At 39.8% G+C, this 23,192-nt stretch carries 19 protein-coding genes and 1 riboswitch; of the genes, 13 read left to right on the top strand and 6 right to left on the bottom strand.

The annotated features are described in order from the left end of the window. Both HMPREF1128_RS06980 and HMPREF1128_RS06975 read left to right on the top strand, forming a co-directional pair. Positions 1–256, top strand: a 256-nt coding sequence (locus HMPREF1128_RS06980) for an OmpA family protein (protein WP_007522889.1), incomplete at its 5' end; no start/stop codon positions are given. 132 nt (positions 257–388) lie between these two features. Then, complete coding sequence (locus tag HMPREF1128_RS06975; RefSeq protein ID WP_007525758.1) at positions 389–886, top strand: YbhB/YbcL family Raf kinase inhibitor-like protein; 498 nt, start codon at positions 389–391, stop codon at positions 884–886. 62 nt (positions 887–948) lie between these two features. Here HMPREF1128_RS06975 and asnA read toward each other — a convergent pair whose 3' ends face one another. Then, positions 949–1,941 (bottom strand): aspartate--ammonia ligase, encoded by a 993-nt coding sequence (gene asnA / locus HMPREF1128_RS06970; RefSeq protein ID WP_007525680.1) that lies wholly within the window; start codon positions 1,939–1,941, stop codon positions 949–951. A 174-nt stretch (positions 1,942–2,115) separates the two neighbouring features. Between asnA and asnC the strand changes: the two genes are divergently transcribed. The 5 genes from asnC to thiE all read left to right on the top strand — a co-directional run bounded on the left by asnC (position 2,116) and on the right by thiE (position 5,764). Next, a complete protein-coding gene (gene asnC / locus HMPREF1128_RS06965) occupies positions 2,116–2,589 on the top strand; it encodes a transcriptional regulator AsnC (RefSeq protein WP_007525700.1) in 474 nt (157 codons plus the stop codon). A gap of 192 nt (positions 2,590–2,781) precedes the next feature. Beyond that, a complete protein-coding gene (locus HMPREF1128_RS06960) occupies positions 2,782–3,264 on the top strand; it encodes a Dps family protein (protein WP_007525643.1) in 483 nt (160 codons plus the stop codon). A gap of 110 nt (positions 3,265–3,374) precedes the next feature. Further along, positions 3,375–3,463: riboswitch (TPP riboswitch) on the top strand. Positions 3,464–3,509: 46 nt separating this feature from the next. Continuing rightward, a complete protein-coding gene (thiM, locus tag HMPREF1128_RS06955; RefSeq protein WP_007525632.1) occupies positions 3,510–4,313 on the top strand; it encodes a hydroxyethylthiazole kinase in 804 nt (267 codons plus the stop codon). Further along, on the top strand, positions 4,306–5,112 hold the full coding sequence (thiD, locus tag HMPREF1128_RS06950) for a bifunctional hydroxymethylpyrimidine kinase/phosphomethylpyrimidine kinase (protein WP_007525689.1): 807 nt from the start codon (positions 4,306–4,308) through the stop codon (positions 5,110–5,112). Before thiM ends, thiD begins: the two co-directional genes overlap by 8 nt. Further along, the gene (gene thiE / locus HMPREF1128_RS06945; RefSeq protein ID WP_010128074.1) at positions 5,105–5,764 is read left to right on the top strand and encodes a thiamine phosphate synthase; all 660 of its coding nucleotides are present in this window, start codon (positions 5,105–5,107) and stop codon (positions 5,762–5,764) included. The genes thiD and thiE overlap by 8 nt, the downstream gene beginning before the upstream one ends. Positions 5,765–5,829: 65 nt before the next feature. Here thiE and HMPREF1128_RS06940 read toward each other — a convergent pair whose 3' ends face one another. Next, a complete protein-coding gene (locus HMPREF1128_RS06940) occupies positions 5,830–7,152 on the bottom strand; it encodes an anaerobic C4-dicarboxylate transporter (RefSeq protein ID WP_007525759.1) in 1,323 nt (440 codons plus the stop codon). Between the two features lie 127 nt (positions 7,153–7,279). Between HMPREF1128_RS06940 and dapF the strand changes: the two genes are divergently transcribed. The 3 genes from dapF to rpoC all read left to right on the top strand — a co-directional run bounded on the left by dapF (position 7,280) and on the right by rpoC (position 17,092). Then, positions 7,280–8,104 carry a diaminopimelate epimerase gene (dapF, locus tag HMPREF1128_RS06935; protein ID WP_007525742.1) on the top strand — a complete coding sequence of 275 codons (825 nt, stop codon included), beginning with the start codon at positions 7,280–7,282 and terminating at the stop codon, positions 8,102–8,104. Between the two features lie 411 nt (positions 8,105–8,515). Continuing rightward, entirely contained in the window at positions 8,516–12,544 is a 4,029-nt protein-coding gene (gene rpoB / locus HMPREF1128_RS06930; RefSeq protein WP_007525754.1) for a DNA-directed RNA polymerase subunit beta, read from the top strand. A 261-nt stretch (positions 12,545–12,805) separates the two neighbouring features. After that, the gene (gene rpoC / locus HMPREF1128_RS06925; RefSeq protein ID WP_007525686.1) at positions 12,806–17,092 is read left to right on the top strand and encodes a DNA-directed RNA polymerase subunit beta'; all 4,287 of its coding nucleotides are present in this window, start codon (positions 12,806–12,808) and stop codon (positions 17,090–17,092) included. An 84-nt stretch (positions 17,093–17,176) separates the two neighbouring features. On the opposite strand, the gene HMPREF1128_RS06920 is transcribed toward rpoC, so the two are convergent. The 4 genes from HMPREF1128_RS06920 to HMPREF1128_RS06910 form a co-directional block, all read right to left on the bottom strand. Beyond that, positions 17,177–17,992, bottom strand: a complete 816-nt coding sequence (locus HMPREF1128_RS06920) for a DUF4435 domain-containing protein (RefSeq protein WP_007525728.1) — start codon at positions 17,990–17,992, stop codon at positions 17,177–17,179. Continuing rightward, the gene (locus HMPREF1128_RS06915; protein WP_007525635.1) at positions 17,982–19,265 is read right to left on the bottom strand and encodes an AAA family ATPase; all 1,284 of its coding nucleotides are present in this window, start codon (positions 19,263–19,265) and stop codon (positions 17,982–17,984) included. Before HMPREF1128_RS06915 ends, HMPREF1128_RS06920 begins: the two co-directional genes overlap by 11 nt. Before the next feature lie 208 nt (positions 19,266–19,473). Continuing rightward, positions 19,474–19,614 carry a PIN domain-containing protein gene (locus HMPREF1128_RS10380; protein ID WP_007525658.1) on the bottom strand — a complete coding sequence of 47 codons (141 nt, stop codon included), beginning with the start codon at positions 19,612–19,614 and terminating at the stop codon, positions 19,474–19,476. 100 nt (positions 19,615–19,714) lie between these two features. Next, the gene (locus HMPREF1128_RS06910) at positions 19,715–19,954 is read right to left on the bottom strand and encodes an AbrB/MazE/SpoVT family DNA-binding domain-containing protein (protein ID WP_007525744.1); all 240 of its coding nucleotides are present in this window, start codon (positions 19,952–19,954) and stop codon (positions 19,715–19,717) included. A 109-nt stretch (positions 19,955–20,063) separates the two neighbouring features. On the opposite strand from HMPREF1128_RS06910, the gene cdd reads away from it, so the two are divergent. The 3 genes from cdd (at position 20,064) to HMPREF1128_RS06895 (ending at position 23,155) form a co-directional block, all read left to right on the top strand. After that, positions 20,064–20,927 (top strand): cytidine deaminase, encoded by an 864-nt coding sequence (gene cdd, locus HMPREF1128_RS06905; RefSeq protein WP_007525760.1) that lies wholly within the window; start codon positions 20,064–20,066, stop codon positions 20,925–20,927. 112 nt (positions 20,928–21,039) lie between these two features. Then, positions 21,040–21,324, top strand: a complete 285-nt coding sequence (rpoZ, locus tag HMPREF1128_RS06900) for a DNA-directed RNA polymerase subunit omega (protein WP_007525722.1) — start codon at positions 21,040–21,042, stop codon at positions 21,322–21,324. A gap of 124 nt (positions 21,325–21,448) precedes the next feature. Beyond that, entirely contained in the window at positions 21,449–23,155 is a 1,707-nt protein-coding gene (locus HMPREF1128_RS06895) for a bifunctional (p)ppGpp synthetase/guanosine-3',5'-bis(diphosphate) 3'-pyrophosphohydrolase (protein ID WP_007525721.1), read from the top strand. Positions 23,156–23,192: the final 37 nt, after the last annotated feature.

The raw sequence follows: 23,192 nt of genomic DNA, 5'->3' as shown, positions 1-23,192 counted from the left end.
TGGTTACACTGACCGTATTGGTAAAGAAGCAGCAAACTTAAAACTTTCACAACGTCGTGCAGAAACAGTAGCGAACTACATCGTTTCTAAAGGCGCACCAGCTGCAAACGTAACTGCAGTAGGTTACGGTGAAGCGAACCCAGTAACTGGCAACACTTGTGATGCAGTTAAAGGTCGTAAAGCGTTAATCGCATGTTTAGCACCAGACCGTCGTGTTGAAGTTCAAGTACAAGGTACTAAAGAAGTAACTATGTAATAGTTAGTTCTTAACGGACTTAGCTAAATAAGAAAAACCCGCAGTAATGCGGGTTTTTTTATGCTCTTTTAACCTGAACGCGTTATTATAGAGATCTTCAACGTCGTTTATTTAATCATTAAGGAGAGGCTTATGTTTATCACAAGCTCAGCCATTAAAAATGGTGTATTTGAAGATAAGTATGGAAAAAGAGGGAATCAATTTAGCCCAAATGGTATGCCAACCTATTCTATTCCATTTGAGATTCATCAAGCACCAGAAAACACACAATCTTTTGTTGTAGTACTAGAAGATAAAGATGCAATCACAGCCAGTGGTTTTGTTTGGATTCATTGGTTAATTGCTGATCTTAAACGAACAAAGATTGAAGAAAATGAAAGCCAAACTGCAACCGATTATGCGCAAGGAGCAAATTCTTGGGCGAGTAAATTAGGGCAATTTGATATTCAAGAAGCCTCATTTTATGGAGGAATGGCGCCGCCAAATTGTTTACATCGTTATGAACTGATTGTTTATGCGCTAGATACAGAGCTTAATTTATCGTCTGGCTTCCGTTTTAATGATCTCCATTTTGCGATGCAAGGTCACATTTTAGCTCAAGCTAGCATTATGGGAACTTATGATGTTTAGGTAAGCTAACTAAAAAGGCATACACATAAAGTGTATGCCTTAACGTATTTGATATTTCCTGATTACAGGATATTTTTGAACTGTTCTAATGTAGCTTTTGGCCAAACGCTAGATTGTACTTCACCGATGTGTTGTTTACGAAGTAAGAACATCGCTAGACGAGATTGGCCGATACCACCACCAATAGATAGAGGTAATTTACCGGCAAGTAAATCTTTATGCCAATCCATTTCTAAACGAGATTCATCGCCAGTTAATGAAACTTGTAAGCGTAATGCTTTTTCATCCACACGAATCCCCATTGAAGAGAGCTCAAATGCAGTGCCTAACTGTTCGTTCCAAACTAAGATATCGCCATTTAAGCCTTTGTAGCCGCTTTCAGATTCAGTTGTCCAGTCATCATAATCTGGAGCACGACCATCATGTGGTTTACCATCAGATAATTTGCCACCGATACCAATCAGAAATACGGCACCAAATTCTTTACAGATTGCATTTTCGCGCGCTTTGCTGCTTAAATCTGGATAGCGTTTGACTAAATCTTCACTGTGAACAAAGGTAATTTGTTTTGGTAAGATGGATGGAATATCAAAACGCGCTTCTACTGCTAATTCAGTTAAACGAATCGCTTTATAGATTTCATTCACGGTTTCTTTTAAATATTCAAAGTTACGACGACCAGTCGGAATCACTTTTTCCCAGTCCCATTGGTCAACATAAACTGAGTGGGTTGCATCAAGAGAATCTTCATCTGGGCGTAATGCTTTCATGTGTACGAATAAACCTTCGCCTTCTTGGAAACCAAAGCGCGCAAGGGTATGGCGTTTCCATTTTGCTAAAGAATGAACCACTTCATAAGTCGCGTCCGGAATACATTTCACGTGGACTTGTACTGCTTTTTCAATTCCTGAAAGGTTATCTTGCATGCCGTTGCCGACTTCGCTCAGAATTGGGCCTTGAACTTCAATAATGCCGAGTTTATCAATTAAATATTGGGTAAAAGTGTTTTTAACAAAGCTAATTTCGTTTTGTTGTAAGATAAATGATTTTTTCATTGTTGCTTTCCTTTTGATAATTCATTGTCCATTAAAATGGTATGCACGTAATTTAACGGATTTCTTAAAAAACTCAATAGAAATTCAATAAAACTCTTTTTGTGTTATATAATATCTAAAAATAATTTATATTTTTTATATTTTATTTAAGTTTTTACAAAAGTGGAGGAAAATTTGACCGCTTCTCAACTTAATAAGCCTGTGCTCGATGCGTTAGATCAGCATATTTTACGTTCGCTAATTCAAGATGCTAAAACACCATATGCAGAAATCGCACGACATTATGGGGTGAGTGCTGGGACTATTCATGTGCGTGTGGAGAAAATGCGCCAATCTGGCGTCATTGAAGGAACAAAAATTAAGATTAACGAGCGCAAGCTAGGTTATGACGTTTGCTGTTTTATTGGCATTATTTTGAAATCAGCCAAAGATTATGAACAAGTTATTGCTAAACTGAATGCATTTCCTGAGGTGGTTGAGGCATATTACACCACGGGTAATTATTCGATTTTTATCAAAGTCATGACGCATACCATTGAAGAGCTGCATCAAGTATTAGCGGGTAAGATTCAAAGCATTGATGAAATTCAATCGACTGAAACCTTGATTTCTATGCAGAATCCGATTTTGCGTGATATTCAGCCTTAACAAGCGGTTTATTTTGATGAAAGATTTGCAAATGTTAACTTTTTGTTATTGATAATTGTATTTTAATTTGTATTTGCTATTGATTCTATCGAATCTATCGGCTTTTCAATAAAAAGTGAGGGCGTATAATGATGCCATCAGAAGATGAGAGACTGATAAAACATCAATTCATAACAATAGAGGAAACAAAATATGTCAAAAACAATTATCGGCTTAGATAAAGCACAATCATCAGAATTAGCAGCAAAATTAAATGAGTTATTAGCTACTTACCAAGTTTTTTATACCAATGTACGTGGTTATCACTGGAATATTAAAGGCGTGAATTTCTTTGAATTACATGCAAAATTTGAAGAAATTTATACGGATTTGGTTGAGAAAGTGGATGAAATTGCAGAGCGTATTTTAACTTTAGGCTATACACCGAATAATGCTTATAGCCAATACTTGAAAGTTTCACGTATTCAAGAAGATATCGCTATCAGCACTGCGCAAGATTGCTTAACTGGCACCTTAAAAGGTTTAACTGTGTTACTTGAGCAACAACGTGAAATTTTAAATTTTGCTGGTGAGGCAGAAGATGAAGGTACTGCATCTCAAATGAGCGATTATATTAAAGAGCAAGAAAAATTAGTTTGGATGTTCCAAGCTGCTTGCCAAACTTGCCACGCTTAATCGAAATCAATCCCGCCCCGTGCGGGATTTTTGTTAGATAAAAATATGATCTTCATCACACTTTACAGTTTCGTAGCTTGCGAAGTGTGATGTAACCTTTTATAGTTCCATGCCATAAGTCGGGGTGCCGAAAGGCTGAGATAATACCCGTGAACCTGATTCAGTTAGTACTGACGTAGGAAACTTACACCTTATTTTCAACCGTGCCTGCTTTCCTTTCAGTATGATTTCTTTGGAGGAAAAGCATGTCATTTCATTATTTAGAACAAATCCGTCAAACCAATCCACTCATTCATTGTATTACCAATTATGTTGCTGCAAATTTTACGGCTAATGGATTATTAGCGATCGGCGCATCTCCGTTGATGTCAGCCAATGTGGCTGAAGTTGCAGAGATTCAGCAATTTGCAAAAGGGTTATTGCTTAACATCGGCACACCAAATGGGCCAGAAAACATTGAAGCGATGATTCTTGCAGGCAAAGCGGCAAACAAAGCAGGGATTCCTGTTGTGTTAGACCCCGTGGGAAGTGGCGCAACAAGCTATCGCCGTCAAGTGGTAGAAAAATTGCTATCAGAAGTTAAGTTTGCGTTGATACGTGGAAATGCTGGCGAAATTGCGCCTTTAGCGCAAATTCAGTGGAGATCAAAAGGCGTTGATGCAGGTGCTGGCGAGGCTGACTTAGCTGAAGTAGCGAAACAAGTAGCACAACAATATCACTGTATTGTGGCTATTAGTGGTGAAACTGATTTTGTCAGCGATGGTCAACGGGTTGCGAAAGTCCAAAATGGGACACCGCTATTTCCTAAAATTACTGGTTCTGGCTGTTTGCTCGGTGCAGTCTGTGCTGCCTTTTTAAGTGTTGCACCAGCATCTGCTTATTTTGATGCCGTGGTGGAAGCAACAACGGTATATGCTGTTGCGGGAGAATTCGCTGCCCGTACTTTAAATCGCACACAAACAGGGGCTTTTGCGGTGAAATTTTTAGATCAGTTAGCTGAAATCAACATGACTTTGGCTGAGCAACAAGGGAGAGTCATTTATGCGTAATTATCCTCAAGCTTTAACTATTGCAGGTTCAGATAGTGGTGGCGGTGCTGGGATTCAGGCGGATTTAAAAACCTTCCAAATGCGAAAAGTGTTTGGCACTAGCGTCATTACTGCTGTGACGGCACAAAACAGTACTGGTGTGTTTGATATTCATGCAATTCCGCTTTCAACGATTGAAAGTCAGCTTAAGGGAGTCGCAAGCGATTTTGATATTCGCGCCTTTAAAATTGGCATGTTAGGCACCGCTGAAACAATAGAATGTGTAGCCGCATTCTTGCAAGCTCGTCCATTTGGGCAGTTAGTGCTAGATCCTGTGATGATTGCCAAAGGTGGGCAACCTTTGTTACCCAATAGCGCAGTAGCTGCACTTAAGCAGCATTTGTTGCCATTAGCTGATGTAATTACTCCAAACCTGCCAGAAGCTTATGCGCTCACAGGCGTGGAGATCGTCGATTGCAAAAGTGCGGAAAAATCTGCCCGCTTGTTACAAGCACAAGGGGTGAAAAATGTGGTAATTAAAGGAGGGCATCTACAAGATTCGCATAGTGAGATTTGTTTTGATTATGTATTTAGCGAGTCTGGCGATTTCACTTTACAAAGCCCGCGTTTTGATACTCCGCATACTCATGGCACAGGCTGTACTTTTTCTGCTTGTATCACGGCAGAATTGGCGAAAGGCTACTCATTAGATACCGCAATTCGCACGGCGAAAGCTTATATTACGGCAGCCATTAGCCATCCGTTAAATATTGGACACGGCCATGGGCCGACTAACCATTGGGCATATCAAGATGAATAAAATGAAAACTATTTTGCCAGTCTATTTTATCGCTGGCACGCAAGATGTACGTCATTTAAGTGGCGACCCTGCACAGAATTTATTGTCTGTGCTGAAGCAGGCTTTGGAAGCAGGAATTACTTGTTTTCAATTTCGCGATAAAGGCGAACATTCGTTGGCTAATCAACCTATTGCGCAAAAAGCGCTCGCGCAGCAATGTCAGGCATTATGCCGTACTTTTAATGTACCGTTTGTGATAAACGACGATGTAGCATTAGCACTTGAGTTAGCCGCAGATGGTGTTCATGTGGGGCAAGGTGATATGCCGATAGAAACAGTGCTTGCTCGCACGCAAGGAAAAATGTTCGTAGGGCTTTCAACGCATTCATTAGAACAAGCGCAACTGGCGCAAGCCAATCCTCACATTGACTATATCGGGGTGGGTCCAATTTTTCCAACGCAATCGAAGAAAGACCAAGATCCCGATGTTGGGCTTGATTTTGTCGCCTATTTACGCCAAGCGGGGATAACGAAACCGATTGTCGCAATTGGGGGAGTGAATGCAGAGTCTGCTCCGTGTTTATTAGGCGATGGCGCAGATGGTGTTGCTGTCATTTCAGCTATTGCGCAAGCAAGCGATATTGCTGCAGTCGTTAAGTCATTGAAAGGCTAACAGTGGCAATTTTAGATACAGAAAAGGGGCGGAAATCCGCCCCTGATTGTTTGACAAGCGGTCAATTACAATAAAATATTTGCAAATAATAGACCGAAGGCTAAACAGAATGCCATGCTTAATAAGCCTGGTAACATAAAGCTGTGGTTGAAAATGTATTTACCGATTCTGGTTGTACCGGTGGTATCAAAGTCGATAGATGCAATAATCGGACCATAGTTTGGAACGAAGAAGTAACCATTTACTGCCACAAACACCCCAATTAAAACAGGTGCTGGAATACCTAATGAAATACCAAGTGGGAATAAGGTTGCTACAGTCGCGCCTTGGCTGTTAACTAATACAGAAAGCACAAATAATGCAAAAGCAAACGCCCATGGTGCAGTATGAACTAAACCTTCCACTAAGCCTTTTACTTCAGTCATATGTGCTTGCATTAACGTATCACCTAACCATGCGATACCGAAGATAGCGATTACTGCACGCATCCCTGCATGGAATACAGAACCTTTAGTGATAGCAGTACCATCTGGTTTGCAAGTCATAATAATCAATGCACCGATTGATAACATGATGATTTCAATAGTATGAGCCATACCCATTGGTTTGCCATCAAATACTGGGCGAAGAGAAGGCATTGCACCCATGATTACTACTAATAACGCACCAAATAAGAAGAGTGAAACAGAAACTTTTGCAGTTTTGCTGATTTCGATTTCTTTATTGCTGGTTTGAGAAGCAAAAATATCTGCGTATTTTGGATCGCTTAAACGACGTAAATATTCTGGGTCATCTTTTAATTCTTTCCCCATTTTATTCACAAAAATACATGCAAGGAAAATCCCTAATAATGTAGATGGGATAGTTACCATCAATACATCACCTAAGTGAATACCTTGTGGTTCAAGGAAAGCGACAACTGCTACAACCGCTGCTGCAATAGGACTTGCTACAATCGCAAATTGTGATGCGATTACTGCCATAGAAAGTGGACGTTCTGGACGAATACCATTGTGACGGCTCACTTCAGCGATTACTGGTAATACAGAATAAGCTACGTGACCTGTACCAGCTAATACGGTGAAAGTCCAAGTTACAAGCGGTGCAATAAAGGTAATATATTTCGGATTACGGCGTAAAATGTTGGTTGCGAGTTTGATCATATAATCTAAACCGCCAGCAGCTTGCATCGCTGCAGCTGCAGAAACTACCGCCATAATCATAAACATTACATCAATCGGTAAACCTGCTGGTTTAAGTCCGAACCCGAAGGAGAGAATAGCTAAGCCTAAACCGCCAAAGACCCCTAAACCGATACCACCTGCACGTGCACCGACTAAGATACACAACAGGACGATCGCAAATTGCAAGAGAAACATTCCTGACATTATTTGATTACTCCATTGTAAATTAAAAGAAAAGACCTCATACTTATTGATCATATCAACATTAAAAAAATAAATAAATCTAATCATCAGGATTAGATTTAATAAAAGTCAAAAAATAAGGAAAAATATGCAATTTTCTAAAATGCACGGGCTTGGCAATGATTTCATGGTTATTGACGGCGTCACCCAAAGCGTATTTTTGACCGATGAGCTGATTCGCAAATTAGCCGATCGCCATCGCGGAGTAGGCTTCGACCAGCTGTTATTAGTTGAAGCACCTTACGACCCTGATTTAGATTTCCACTACCGTATTTTTAACGCTGATGGCAGTGAAGTTTCTCAATGTGGCAATGGCGCACGTTGCTTTGCTCGCTTTGTAAGCCTCAAAGGATTAACTGATAAGCAAGATATTAAAGTCAGTACCGCAAATGGCAAAATGGTATTAAGTTTGCAAGAAGACGGACAGGTACGCGTGAACATGGGCAAACCGATTTGGGAACCGGCAAAAGTTCCATTTATTGCCAACAAGTTTGAGAAAAACTACTTGTTGCGTACTGAATTGCAAACCGCGATTTGTGGCGTCGTATCGATGGGAAATCCGCATGCGGTGTTGCAAGTTGAAAATGTGCAAACAGCCCCAGTCAATGAGCTTGGCCCATTATTAGAAAATCATGAACGTTTTCCAGAGCGAGCGAATATTGGCTTTATGCAAGTGGTGAATCGTCATCATATAAAACTACGCGTTTTTGAACGTGGTGCGGGTGAAACACAAGCCTGCGGTAGTGGTGCGTGTGCGGCGGCTGCGGTCGGCATTATGCAAGGCGCATTAGATAGCCCGGTACGCGTAGATTTGCCTGGCGGTACGCTTATGATTGAATGGCAAGGCGAAAGCAGCCCACTTTATATGACAGGTGATGCGGAACATGTTTACGATGGCTTTTTAAAACTCTAATTTATCGGTGACAAGCGGTCTGATTTTTGTCAAATTTTGCAAAAATCAGACCGCTTGTATTATTCAGAAAAAGTGAGATTAAATTATAAAAACATGGTGCTCAAATTTTCGTAAAACCTTGACGAAAATATAGAGAATTTACTATAATACACAACCATTTTTGCAATAGATTGTTGGCTGACGAAAATCGTCAGCCTTTTGTGCTTTATAAAAATCGGCTGATTTTGTCATTTTAATCGCTGATATTTGCAAAATCCTCATCCGATTTAACCGCTTGCAGTAGTGATTTTTGACTGCAAGAGAGGAAGTCGGAAAATGACACTTCGTACCCTTTTAATGCCACTTCCAGCTGAGTCTTCTCATTTGGATTGTGAATCTCAACCATAACAAAAAATCAGAGGCTATCTAACAATGGCATACTCCTATTCCGAGAAAAAGCGTATCCGTAAGAGCTTTGGCAAACGCCCTCAGGTTCTGAACGTACCTTATCTATTAACTCTCCAACTTGATTCTTATGAAAAATTCATTCAGCAAGATCCAGAAGGACTACAAGGTTTAGAAGCGGCATTCCGTTCTGTATTCCCGATTGTAAGTAACAACGGTGCAACAGAATTACAATACGTTTCTTACGAACTTGGCGAGCCAGTATTTGATGTACGTGAATGTCAAATTCGTGGTACAACCTACGCTGCACCATTACGCGTGAAATTACGTTTAGTGACTTTTGACCGTGAAGCTGCAGCGGGCACGGTAAAAGACATTAAAGAACAGAACGTGTATATGGGCGAAATCCCATTGATGACCGACAACGGTACTTTCGTTATCAACGGCACTGAGCGTGTTATCGTTTCACAATTACACCGTAGTCCGGGTGTGTTCTTCGATTCTGACAAAGGTAAAACCCACTCTTCAGGTAAAGTGCTTTATAACGCACGCATCATACCTTACCGTGGTTCTTGGTTAGATTTCGAGTTCGATCCGAAAGACAACTTATATGCGCGTATCGACCGTCGTCGTAAGTTACCTTCAACCATTATCCTTCGTGCATTAGGTTATACTACTGAAGAAATCCTTTCAATGTTCTTCGAGAAAGTGAAATTTGAAATTACCGATGATAATAAACTTCAAATGGAACTGGTGCCGGAGCGTTTACGTGGTGAAACTGCGTTATTCGACATTGAAGCAGATGGTAAAGTTTATGTAGAAAAAGGTCGCCGTATTACGGCTAAACACACTCGTGATTTAGCAAAAGCGGGCGTAACCAAAATTGACGTGCCAGTTGAATACATCGTTGGCAAAGTGTCTGCTAAAGATTACGTTAATTTAGAAGATGGCGAAATTGTTTGCGCAGCAAATATGGAAATTTCTTTAGAGATGCTAGCAAACCTTGCGCAAGCTGGTTACAAAGAAATCGAAGTGTTATTCACTAATGATTTAGATCACGGTCCATATATTTCTGAAACATTACGCGTTGATCCAACTTACGACCGCTTATCAGCATTAGTAGAAATCTACCGTATGATGCGTCCGGGCGAACCACCAACAAAAGAAGCGGCAGAAGCGTTATTCGATAATATGTTCTTCTCAGCAGATCGTTATGATTTATCTGCAGTAGGACGTATGAAATTTAACCGTTCTTTAAGCATTCCTGAAGGCGAAGGCACTGGTGTATTAAGCAATGAAGACATCATCCGTGTGATGAAAAAACTCATTGAAATCCGTAACGGTCGTGGCGAAGTTGATGATATCGACCACTTAGGTAACCGTCGTATTCGTTCAGTAGGTGAAATGGCTGAAAACCAATTCCGTATTGGTTTAGTCCGTGTAGAACGTGCTGTACGTGAGCGTTTATCTTTAGGCGACTTAGATGGCGTAACTCCACAAGATTTAATCAATGCGAAACCAATTTCAGCAGCAGTGAAAGAGTTCTTTGGCTCATCACAACTTTCGCAATTTATGGATCAAAACAACCCGCTTTCAGAGGTTACCCATAAACGTCGTATTTCAGCATTAGGCCCAGGTGGTTTAACGCGTGAACGTGCAGGCTTTGAGGTTCGAGACGTTCACCCAACTCACTATGGTCGTTTATGTCCGATTGAAACCCCAGAGGGTCCAAACATCGGTTTGATTAACTCACTTTCTGTATATGCGCGTACCAATAATTATGGTTTCTTAGAAACGCCATTCCGTAAAGTAGTAGATGGTCAAGTAACAGAAGATATCGAATACTTATCTGCAATCGAAGAAGGTAACTATGTTATCGCACAGGCGAACTCAAACTTAGATGAGAACTTCCGCTTTACCGATACTTATGTCACTTGTCGTGAGCAAGGTGAATCAGGTTTATACAAACCAGAAGAAGTTCACTATATGGATATCTCAACCCAACAAGTGGTTTCTGTGGCAGCAGCGCTTATCCCATTCTTAGAGCACGACGATGCGAACCGTGCGTTAATGGGTGCGAACATGCAACGTCAAGCTGTTCCAACATTACGTGCGGACAAACCATTAGTTGGTACCGGTATGGAAAAACCAATCGCACTTGACTCAGGTGTGGCGGTTGTTGCTAAACGTGGTGGTACAGTTCAATACGTTGATGCTTCACGTATCGTAGTGAAAGTTAACGAAGATGAAACTATCCCGGGCGAAGCAGGTATTGATATTTATAACTTAATTAAATATACCCGCTCAAACCAAAATACTTGTATCAACCAAATTCCTTGTGTGAATTTAGGTGAGCCAGTAGCGCGTGGTGAAATCTTAGCTGATGGTCCTTCAACAGACTTAGGTGAATTAGCATTAGGTCAAAACATTCGCGTGGCGTTCATGCCGTGGAATGGTTATAACTTCGAAGACTCAATGTTAGTGTCTGAGCGTGTGGTTCAAGAAGACCGCTTTACCACTATCCACATCCAAGAGTTATCTTGTGTGGCGCGTGATACCAAATTAGGTTCAGAAGAAATCACCGCAGATATTCCAAACGTGGGTGAATCTGCGTTAAGCAAATTAGATGAATCAGGTATCGTTTACGTTGGTGCAGAAGTTAAAGGTGGCGACATCTTAGTTGGTAAAGTAACACCTAAAGGTGAAACCCAATTAACCCCAGAAGAGAAACTTTTACGTGCAATCTTCGGTGAAAAAGCATCTGATGTAAAAGATTCTTCATTACGTGTACCAAATGGCACATCAGGTACAGTTATCGATGTTCAAGTCTTCACTCGTGATGGCGTACAAAAAGATAAACGTGCGTTAGAAATCGAAGAAATGCAACTTCGTGAAGCGAAGAAAGATTTAACTGAAGAGTTAGAAATTTTAGAAGCTGGTTTATTTACCCGTGTACGTAGCCTCTTAGTAGAAGGTGGCGTGTCAGAAGCGGAATTAGATAAAGTTAACCGTGAAAAATGGTTAGAACAAACGCTCGAAGATGAAGCGAAACAAAACCAACTTGAACAACTTGCAGAACAACACGAAGAGTTACGTAAAGAATTTGAGCGCAAACTTGAAATCAAACGTAACAAGATTATCCAAGGCGACGATTTAGCGCCGGGCGTGTTGAAAGTCGTAAAAGTTTACCTTGCGGTGAAACGTCAAATTCAACCAGGGGATAAAATGGCGGGTCGTCACGGTAACAAAGGGGTTATCTCAAAAATTAACCCAGTTGAAGATATGCCGTATGACGAAAACGGTCAACCAGTTGAGATCGTATTGAACCCACTGGGCGTTCCATCTCGTATGAACATCGGTCAGATTTTAGAAACCCACTTAGGCTTAGCAGCGAAAGGTATCGGTGACCAAATCAATGCGATGATCAAACAGCAACAATCAGTGGCGAAATTACGTGAATATATCCAAAAAGCGTACGATTTAGGTCACGGTTCACAAAGTGTTGATTTAAGCACGTTCACTGACGAAGAAGTGATGCGCTTAGCAGAAAACCTCCGTAAAGGTTTACCGCTTGCAACACCAGTATTTGATGGTGCACATGAAAGCGAAATCAAAGGCTTATTAGAGTTAGGTGGCTTACCAACTTCAGGTCAAATTACCTTATTTGACGGTCGTACCGGTGAGAAATTCGAGCGTCCAGTAACAGTAGGTTACATGTATATGCTCAAATTGAACCACTTAGTTGATGACAAAATGCATGCTCGTTCAACAGGTTCTTATAGTCTTGTTACTCAGCAACCGCTTGGTGGTAAAGCACAATTCGGTGGTCAGCGTTTCGGTGAAATGGAGGTTTGGGCATTAGAAGCATATGGTGCTGCTTACACACTTCAAGAAATGTTAACCGTGAAATCGGATGATGTGAACGGTCGTACAAAGATGTATAAAAACATCGTAGATGGTACGCACTATATGGAACCAGGTATTCCAGAATCGTTCAACGTAATTACCAAAGAAATCCGTGCATTAGCGATTGATATGGAGTTGGATGAGGCGTAATTAGAGATTAACGGAGAAAGAAAAGCTCCCCTCTTTAGCAAAGAGGGGCTGGGGGAGATTTGATAGCAATGTTAAATTTCCCAATGTACTCCGTTTTTACTTCTGCCAAATCTCCCCTAATCCCTCTTTACTAAAGAGGGAGACTGGAACAAGCGGTCAAATTTGCAAAAAATTTTACAAATCGAACCGCTTGCAATCGAAAAAATTTTATAAGGTGGGCGAAGCCTGCCAAGCAAAACAACCTCAAACTAGGGGCAAAAAGTGAAAGACTTAGTTAAGTTTTTAAAAGCACAATCTAAATCAAACGATGATTTTGATGTAATTAAAATTGGTTTAGCCTCACCAGATAAGATCCGTTCTTGGTCTTTCGGTGAAGTAAAAAAACCAGAAACCATCAACTACCGTACCTTCAAACCTGAGCGCGATGGTCTTTTCTGTGCGCGTATTTTCGGGCCGGTAAAAGACTACGAATGTTTATGTGGTAAATATAAACGCTTAAAACACCGTGGCGTAATTTGTGAAAAATGTGGTGTTGAAGTTACTCAAACTAAAGTTCGTCGTGATCGTATGGGTCATATCGAATTAGCTTGCCCAGTTGCGCATATTTGGTTCTTAAAATCATTACCGTCCCGTATCGGTTTGATTTTAGATATGCCATTGCGTGATATTGAACGTGTACTTTATTTCGAAAGCTATGTAGTGACTGAACCAGGTATGACCGATCTTGAAAAAGGTCAGTTATTAACTGAAGAACAGTTCATGGACGCAGAAGAGCGTTGGGGTGATGAATTCGAAGCGAAAATGGGTGCAGAAGGTATCCAAGCATTATTACGCGACATGGATTTAGAACACCAATGCGAAGTGATGCGCGAAGAGTTACAAGAAACTAACTCTGAAACTAAACGTAAAAAAATCACGAAACGTTTAAAATTATTAGAAGCGTTCCAACAATCTGGCAATAAACCAGAATGGATGGTAATGACCGTATTACCAGTACTTCCACCAGATTTACGTCCGTTAGTACCACTTGATGGTGGTCGTTTCGCGACTTCAGACTTAAACGATTTATACCGTCGTGTTATTAACCGTAATAACCGTTTAAAACGCTTATTAGATTTAGTCGCACCGGATATCATCGTACGTAACGAAAAACGTATGTTACAAGAGTCTGTAGATGCATTATTAGATAACGGTCGTCGCGGTCGTGCAATTACCGGTTCTAACAAACGTCCATTAAAATCTTTGGCAGATATGATCAAAGGTAAACAAGGTCGTTTCCGTCAAAACTTATTAGGTAAACGTGTTGACTATTCAGGTCGTTCGGTAATTACCGTAGGTCCATACTTACGTCTTCACCAATGTGGTTTACCGAAAAAAATGGCATTGGAATTATTCCGTCCATTTATTTATTCAAAATTAGAATCTCGTGGCATTGCATCAACAATTAAAGCTGCGAAGAAAATGGTTGAGCGCGAAGAGCCAATCGTATGGGATATCCTTGCAGAAGTTATCCGCGAACATCCAATTTTATTAAACCGTGCGCCAACGCTTCACCGTTTAGGTATTCAAGCATTTGAACCAATTCTTATCGAAGGTAAAGCAATCCAGTTACACCCACTTGTTTGTGCGGCGTTCAACGCGGACTTCGATGGTGACCAAATGGCGGTTCACGTACCATTAACACTTGAAGCTCAGTTAGAAGCACGTGCGTTAATGATGTCAACCAACAACGTACTTTCTCCAGCGAGTGGTGACCCGATCATCGTTCCATCTCAAGACGTTGTATTAGGTTTGTACTACATGACGCGTGAGAAAGTGAACGCGAAAGGCGAAGGCATGTACTTCTTAGACCCACGTGAAGCTGAAAAAGCGTATCGTACAGGTCAAGCAGAATTACACGCACGCGTTAAAGTTCGTGTGACTGAATATGAGAAAAATGAAGCAGGCGAATTTGAGCCAAAAACTTCATTAATGGATACCACGGTAGGTCGTGCAATCTTATGGATGATCGCACCAAAAGGTATGCCATATAAACTCTTTAACCAAACATTAGGTAAAAAAGCGATCTCAAAATTGATCAACGAATGTTACCGTCGTTTAGGATTAAAAGAGTCTGTATTATTAGCTGACCATGTTATGTACACTGGTTTTGCATACGCAGCACGTTCTGGTGCATCTGTTGGTATCAATGATATGGTGATTCCAGCACAAAAAGAAGACATTATTCGCGCAGCAGAAGCAGAAGTTGCAGAGATTCAAGAGCAATTTAACTCAGGTCTTGTAACTGCGGGTGAGCGCTATAATAAAGTGATCGATATTTGGGCTGCAGCAAACGAACGCGTTGCAAAAGCGATGATGGAAAACCTTTCTACGGAAGAAGTGGTTAACCGTGAAGGTAACTTAGAAAAACAAGCCTCTTTCAACAGCATCTTTATGATGGCGGATTCAGGTGCGCGTGGTTCTGCGGCACAGATTCGTCAGTTAGCAGGTATGCGTGGTTTGATGGCGCGTCCAGATGGTTCGATCATCGAAACACCAATCACGGCGAACTTCCGTGAAGGCTTAAACGTTCTTCAGTACTTTATTTCAACCCACGGTGCGCGTAAAGGTCTTGCTGATACCGCATTAAAAACAGCGAACTCAGGTTACTTAACCCGTCGTTTAGTTGACGTAGCACAAGACTTAGTCATCATCGCGGATGACTGTGGTACATCTGAAGGTATTGTAATGACACCTCACATTGAAGGTGGCGATGAGAAAGTGCCATTACGCGAACTTGTATTAGGTCGTGTAGCGGCAGAAGATGTATTAAAACCAGGTACGAATGAAGTGTTAATCGCACGTAACACATTAATTGATGAAAAATTATGTGACGTGATCGATGAAAACTCTGTAGATAGTATCAAAGTACGTTCAGTTGTAACTTGTGATACTGACTTTGGTGTGTGTGCGAAATGTTACGGTCGTGACCTTGCTCGCGGTCACTTAATCAACCAAGGTGAAGCAGTGGGTGTTATCGCAGCTCAATCAATTGGTGAGCCGGGTACACAGTTAACCATGCGTACGTTCCACATCGGTGGTGCAGCATCTGCAGCAGCGAAAGAATCTAGCGTACAAGTGAAAAACAACGGTACGATTAAGTTAAGCAATGCAAAATTCGTTACAAACAAAGACGGTAAGTTGGTATTAACTTCACGTAACACTGAATTAACCGTTATCGACACCTTTGGTCGTACCAAAGAGAACTATAAAGTGCCTTACGGTGCAGTGTTATCGAAAAATGATGGCGAAGAAGTCTCAGTTGGTGAAATCGTTGCAAACTGGGATCCGCATACCATGCCGGTTATCTCAGAGGTGGCGGGTCGCATCCAATTTAGCGACATCTTAGATGGTTTAACCGTTACTCGTCAAACAGATGAATTAACAGGTTTATCATCAATCGTTGTTCAAGATGTGGGTGAACGTGCAACTGCAGGTAAAGACTTACGTCCAGCATTACGCTTAGTGGATAGCAACGGTAATGACATCTTAATTCCAGGTACCGATGTACCGGCGCAATACTTCTTACCAGGTAAAGCGATTGTGACTTTAGATGATGGTGTTGAGATTGGTGTGGGTGAAGCGTTAGCGCGTATTCCACAAGAGTCTGTAGGTACCAAAGATATTACCGGTGGTCTTCCACGCGTTGCAGACTTATTCGAAGCACGTAAACCGAAAGAGCCAGCAATCTTGGCGGAAATCTCAGGTATCGTTTCATTCGGTAAAGAAACCAAAGGTAAACGCCGCTTAGTGATTACCCCGGCAGAAGGCGAAGCATACGAAGAAATGATTCCAAAATGGCGTCAGCTCAACGTATTCGAAGGTGAAATGGTACAACGTGGTGATGTGATCTCAGATGGTGCAGAAACACCACATGATATCTTACGCTTACGTGGCGTACACGCAGTAACCGACTACATCGTTAACGAAGTTCAAGAAGTTTACCGCTTACAAGGGGTAAAAATTAACGATAAACATATTGAAGTTATCGTTCGCCAAATGTTACGTAAAGCCGTTATCACCAACGCTTACGACAGCGAATTCCTTGAAGGGGAACAGGTTGAAGTAGCACGCGTGAAAATTGCAAACCGCAAACGTGCAGAAGAAGGCAAACCATTGGTAGAATTTGAACGTGAATTGCTTGGTATTACCAAAGCATCACTTGCAACTGAGTCATTCATCTCAGCAGCATCATTCCAAGAAACTACCCGTGTGTTAACTGAAGCAGCGGTGGCAGGTAAACAAGACGAATTACGTGGCTTGAAAGAGAACGTTATCGTAGGTCGTTTAATCCCAGCAGGTACTGGTTTTGCATACCACAAAGCACGTGCAGAAAAACGTGCCGCGGCGGCGGCAGGACAAGCGGTTGATTTTGCAGAAACTTTTGCAAATCCAACCAACAGCTTTGCTACTGATGCTGACATCGAAGCCGAATTTGAATTCGTGGCTGATGATGCAACCCAAAGCCTTGCTGCGTTATTAAACGCAGAAATGGAATCGGAAGAGTAATCTATAAGGTGGACTAAAAGCCCACCGTTAAGAGATAGAAAAGCCCTCAGAGCTTAAAGTCCTGAGGGCTTTGTCCTATATGCCTTATAAGAGTGAGCATAAGTCGGAATAATAGTCTATACGTTCATTATCTATTTCTAGGGTTTTATCTAGTAGTATAAAACTAGTTGAGATTAGATTATCTAATGGTAGACTTTTAAATAAACAGCGATGTCGTATAAATTGGCTGATTAGACTTACTAAAAAATGTCCTTTAATAAAGTGAAAAGGAACTTTCTCTATATTAGATATGTTTTCTTTTATGTAGTGTTCATTATTTATCGTGTTTTCTATAAACATTGATATTTTTTGATTATCTAATTCATTAGAGTTCCTCTTAAGAAATCTATCACATGAATTACCTAGTACCTGAATACCTCTTTGCTCAAATTGAAGAATAATATCTAGCTTAATTAATTCCTGTAATTGATCGTGTATGTTTTGTGACCAGATGTTAATTTCCTTCTTGGATATTTTCCCTCTAGAGTAGTTTTCAATTATTAAATCTAAAGCAATTTTAGAGAATAAACAATTTTCAATAGAATGCCCATAGGTATATAGGATATTCTTATGAGATGTTTTTTTATTGTGATATTCTAAATAATCAGAATCTCGAGCAACTATAATAGAATTATTTAACTTACCTGATTTTATTTGCTCGATTTTTTCATCTAGAATACTACATCCCGTGATATTTTCCTCATATCTAAAGCTGAAAGTTTTTCTTTTAGAGAATATAGAGAATATTTTTCCCCAAAAGAATTCATCATTTTTATCCTCAACATAAACGATATAATCTGTTTCAGTAAATTCGGATAAGCTATTTTCTGCATCGAGAGAGTATTCTAAATCATCTTTCATGTATAAAGCCTGTCAATTCACGAATGTCATTCATCTTAATAATTTTACTTTTATGTTTACCTGCGATTTCAGGTGAATGTGTTGCAACAATTATCTGAGCATTGGGATTTAAAGCTAAAACAGAAGAAATAATTTCTCTTTGCCATTCGATATGTAAAGATATTTCTGGCTCATCAGCAAGAAAGATACAACGCTCTTTTCTTTGTAATAATGTTTCGATTAGTAATATTAATAATTGTTTTTCTCCAGAGGATAGCTTAAATAGTGATATTGGCATTTTATCATTTTTAACAAAGTTTAATTCTCCTTTGTTTAGCTTGAAACGTTTATCTGTAAATTTAGATAGAGTGTCTAAAAATAAGTTATTGTTAGAAAATATTTTCTCATTTTTTGCCTCTGCTTCACTAGATAATTCTATGATTTTATCAAATATTTGTTTTGTTATAATTGCTTGGGATGGAATTTCAAAATCATCATTAATCCCGCTTTTTTTCTTAAACAATTCTATTGTTTCAATTTCATCAAAAACGGTATTAATGTAATTGTCTATTTTATGTTCTGTATCCTTGTCATTGAATCCAAAACGCTTATAAGTTCTTTTTAATTTTTGTCTTTCACTTTCCTTATTAGCAATACGTTTAATTGCCCTTTTATTGGTGTCTAGAAGAGATAATAGAACGTCTTTTTGTAGTTGCTCTGATATGGTTTGAGACTGTTGAGTAAGTTCAAGTTGATATTTACTAAATTGAGATAGTAATTCATCTAAATAGTAATCTACGGATGATGAAATTCCTTTTTTGTATAATTCATTTTTGTCTCTTTCGTATTTATAATTGTTTTTATTTCTATAGACTGATAGAGAATATAATTTTACATATTGATTCATATGTTCTTGTAAGTCGATATAACGCTCTTGCATCCTTTTTCGAATAAATAGACTTCTTCCCTCACTAAGGATTGGAAGTGTATATTCTCTACTATCTATTTTATATGTGATTGTTGGTATTCTTTCTTCATCTAAGTCATTCTTTATAATTTGTATAAATGCAGTTCTATGGGTGTTTTCTAATGTTATATTTATTTCTTGAAATTCACTTTCACTTAATTCAAGCATGTCAATAGATAAAGCAGCATGTAGAATGTTCATAAAAGTAGTTTTTCCAGATCCGTTTCTACCTATAATAATATTAATATCATCATTGAATTTATTATTACAAGTATATTCTTCCCAGAATCCTAAAATTTTTATAGATGTAATTTTATAATCAGACATACTATATCTCCATAATATAAACTTTTATTTATTATATCATTTAAATAATATTTAGACAGTGTTTAATATAATCTAGTCTAGTCATCCCAACTTATTTTGCCAATCCTCTGAACCTCTTTTATATTATGGTTTACCAACACAGCATTTATTGCCAAAGCATGACAGGCAATCCATAAGTCATTACTGCCAATCAGTGTACCTTGCTGTTTTAAGATATTCGCACATTTCGATATCTTGGATAAACAACAGGAATACGTTGCGTGATTTTGTTGATTTTCTCTAGTGCTTTTTCAGGGTTCGCACTACCATTCGCACCTTTAAGTAACTCGGCATAAGTCACAAAACTCATCACTAGTTGATCTGAGGAATTAGTTGAGCCACTTTTTGTGTAACTGAAAGCAGTCTATTTTTCATTAAATAAATCAAAATATTGGTATCAAGTATATAAATCATAGTGAACCACGCTCCTGTGGTGGCGCAAGATCTCGATTTTCTAACGCCTTAATAAAATCTTCATCAAATCCTTCAAATAAAGCCAAAAATTCCATATCTGCTTTAGGTTTAAACGGTCTTAAAATAATATCGCCATTTTCCCCATGTAGAATTTCTACAGTATCCACATCGAAACGAAAATCGACAGGAATTCTCACTGCTTGGCTGTTGCCACTTTGAAAAACTTTTGTCATCATAGCATATACTCCGTATATATTTATTTTTATCAGTATATACAATATAGCGCGATTTTATAAAAAATAGTCAATATTATAATTCTTGTAATTTAAAATACAGGAGGCTTCTATGTCCATCTCAACCAATTTCTCCCGTCTCCCAAATATGCCTATCACCTCCGCAGTTCTAACCCAGCTTGCAGAGCAACACTACCACGCGTATTTATCTGCTGAACAGGTCAAAACACTTTGTGAACAATTCCAACTTTCTCAAATTGACTTTGCCTTAGCTTGTTTGCCCGTTGCAGCCTGTTATTCCAAAGCGCCAATTTCTGCATTTTATGTAGGGGCGATTGCTATTGGTGAGTCTGGAAATTTTTATTTTGGCGCAAATCAAGAATTTGAAAGCGTCTCTATTGGGCAAACTGTTCATGCTGAACAATCTGCACTGATGCATGCTTGGCAGATGGGCGAAAAACGTATTACAGATGTGGTAGTCAATTACACACCATGCGGGCATTGCCGCCAGTTTATGAATGAGCTAAATTCAGCGCCGACATTGCGGATTCATTTGCCACATAGTCAAAATAATGCGCTACATAGCTATTTGCCAGATGCATTTGGCCCTCGTAATTTGAATATTACCGATTGTTTATTTGATGGGCCAACTCCAACAACACAACCTGCTAATTTGACGGAAGCAGCGATTGAGGCGGCTCGTTCAAGTTATGCGCCTTATAGTCATTTACAAAGTGCAGTTGCGTTACAATCAGGGGAGCGTATTATTACAGGACGTTATGCTGAAAATGCGGCGTTTAACCCAAGTATGTTACCTTTGCAAAATGCGCTAAATTTCTACCGCTTGCAAGGGGAAACAGCGCCGATCTCGCGAGTTGTGTTGGCAGAAAATCAGTCAAAATTAAGCACGAAAGAGAGTACTTTTGCTTTGGTGAAAGCAGAATTGGGCTTAGAAGCGGAATACATTGCTTTTTAATTCTTTTACAAGAAATTAACGAAATCAGACCGCTTGCATTGTAAGCAAGTCTGAATTTCTGTATAATCTCTATCCTTTTGGTAAATGAATTCGCAAATTTCTGGAGAAGAACATGGCTCGTGTGACTGTTCAAGAAGCCGCTGAAGTAATCGGCAACCGTTTTGACTTAATTTTAATTGCAGCGCGTCGCGCAAGACAACTTCAACTTCACGTTCGTGAGCCGTTGGTTGATGAAGAAAATGATAAACCAACGGTCATTGCGTTACGTGAGATCGAACAACGCTTAATTAACCGTGAGATTATGGATCAAATCGAAAATAATGATGCGATTCAACAAGATATTGCAGAAAAGGAAGCGATTTCTTTCCTAGCGGATGTTCAAGCGAACGCTGAGTAAATTATATTTCATCAAAAGTATTGATAATGGACAATAAATAGTCTTGCAAGCGGTCGGAATTTCCGTCAAATTTGCGACATTGATTGTCCATTTTTTTATCTTATAAGAAGTAAGAAGGTGTCCCGTGTATCTTTTCGAACCTTTAGAACGCATTATTCAAGGCTATTTGCCAGAAGAAAAAATTGAGTTAGTCAGACGTGCTTTTGTCATTGCGCGTGATGCGCACGAAGGGCAAACTCGTTCAAGTGGTGAGCCATATATTACTCATCCAGTGGCGGTAGCATGCATTATTGCAGAAATGAAGCTTGACCATGAGGCGGTAATGGCGGCACTTTTACATGATGTGATTGAAGATACACCTTACACCGAAGAACAGTTGGCGAACGAATTTGGTTCAAGCGTGGCGGATATTGTGCAAGGCGTGTCTAAATTAGATAAGCTAAAATTCCGAACGCGCCAAGAAGCACAGGTAGAAAACTTCCGTAAGATGATTTTGGCGATGACCAAAGATATTCGTGTGGTGCTGATTAAGCTCGCAGACCGCACGCATAATATGCGCACATTAGGTTCATTACGCCCAGATAAACGCCGCCGTATCGCTAAAGAAACTCTGGAAATTTATAGTCCATTAGCGCATCGTTTAGGTATTGAGCATATTAAAAACGAGTTGGAAAACCTCTGTTTGCAGGCAATTTATCCGCATCGTTATAACATCTTAAAAACGGGGATTGAGATGGCACGTAGTTCGCGTCAAGATTTGATTGCGAAAATCACCCATGAAATTGAGAACCGTCTTGCAGAAGTGGGCATTCCTGCACGAGTGTATGGTCGTGAAAAACACCTCTATGCGCTTTATCAAAAAATGCTACGTAAAGAACAGCATTTCCACTCGATTTTAGATATTTACGCTTTCCGTATTGTGGTGGATACCGTCGATAATTGCTACCGCGTGCTTGGACAAATGCATGCATTGTATAAACCACGTCCTTACCAAGTAAAAGATTATATTGCAGTGCCGAAAACTAACGGATATCAGTCTTTGCAGACTTCAATGATTGGGCATAAAGGTGTACCGATTGAAGTGCATATTCGCACCGAAGAGATGGATCAAATGGCTGAGCTAGGTGTGGCGGCATTCTGGCAATATTCGGAAGATAAATCGCATTCAACCAGTGTGCAGCAACGTGCGCAACGCTGGTTACAAAGCATTGTTGAATTACAACAAAGCGCGGGTAATACCGAAGAATTTATCGAGAGTGTGAAATCTGATTTATTCTCAAACGATATTTATGTCTTTACACCAAAAGGTCGAATTGTTGAATTGCCAGCACGTGCAACAGCGTTAGATTTTGCTTATGCAGTGCATTCAGATATTGGCGATTGTTGTGTGGGAGCGATTGTTGATCATGCACCTTATCCAATTTCTCAACCGTTACAATCAGGACAAACCGTAGAGATTTTAACCGAGCCAGGGAAACATCCACATCCGTCTTGGTTGAAATTTGTGGTAAGTAGTAAAGCAAAAGCGAAAATCCGCCAAGCACTTAAACATAATGGTGAATGGTTGGACGACGAACAAGCGGTTGAAAAACCAGAATTTATTGAAACGAATATTGTATTGGAAATTAAAGATCAGCCGGGAGTATTGGCAAGTCTTACCAACACTATTGCGGCTTCAAACAGCAACATTGGTGAGGTGGTTAGCCGCCCAATGGAAAATGGAAATTATAAAGTAAGCCTCCGTATTGCTGTGACTGACAACGCGCATTTATATGTGGTTATTCAAAAATTAGCAAAATTAAGCGGTGTAGTAAAAGTCTCAAAAGCTTGATTAAAATTGGATTAAATAGATAAAAAATGGCAAGTGG

Source organism: Haemophilus sputorum HK 2154, assembly GCF_000287615.1.
Lineage (GTDB): Bacteria > Pseudomonadota > Gammaproteobacteria > Enterobacterales > Pasteurellaceae > Haemophilus_A > Haemophilus_A sputorum.
Note: the sequence above shows the minus strand (reverse complement) of the source record. Positions and strands in the feature narration are given on the sequence as shown.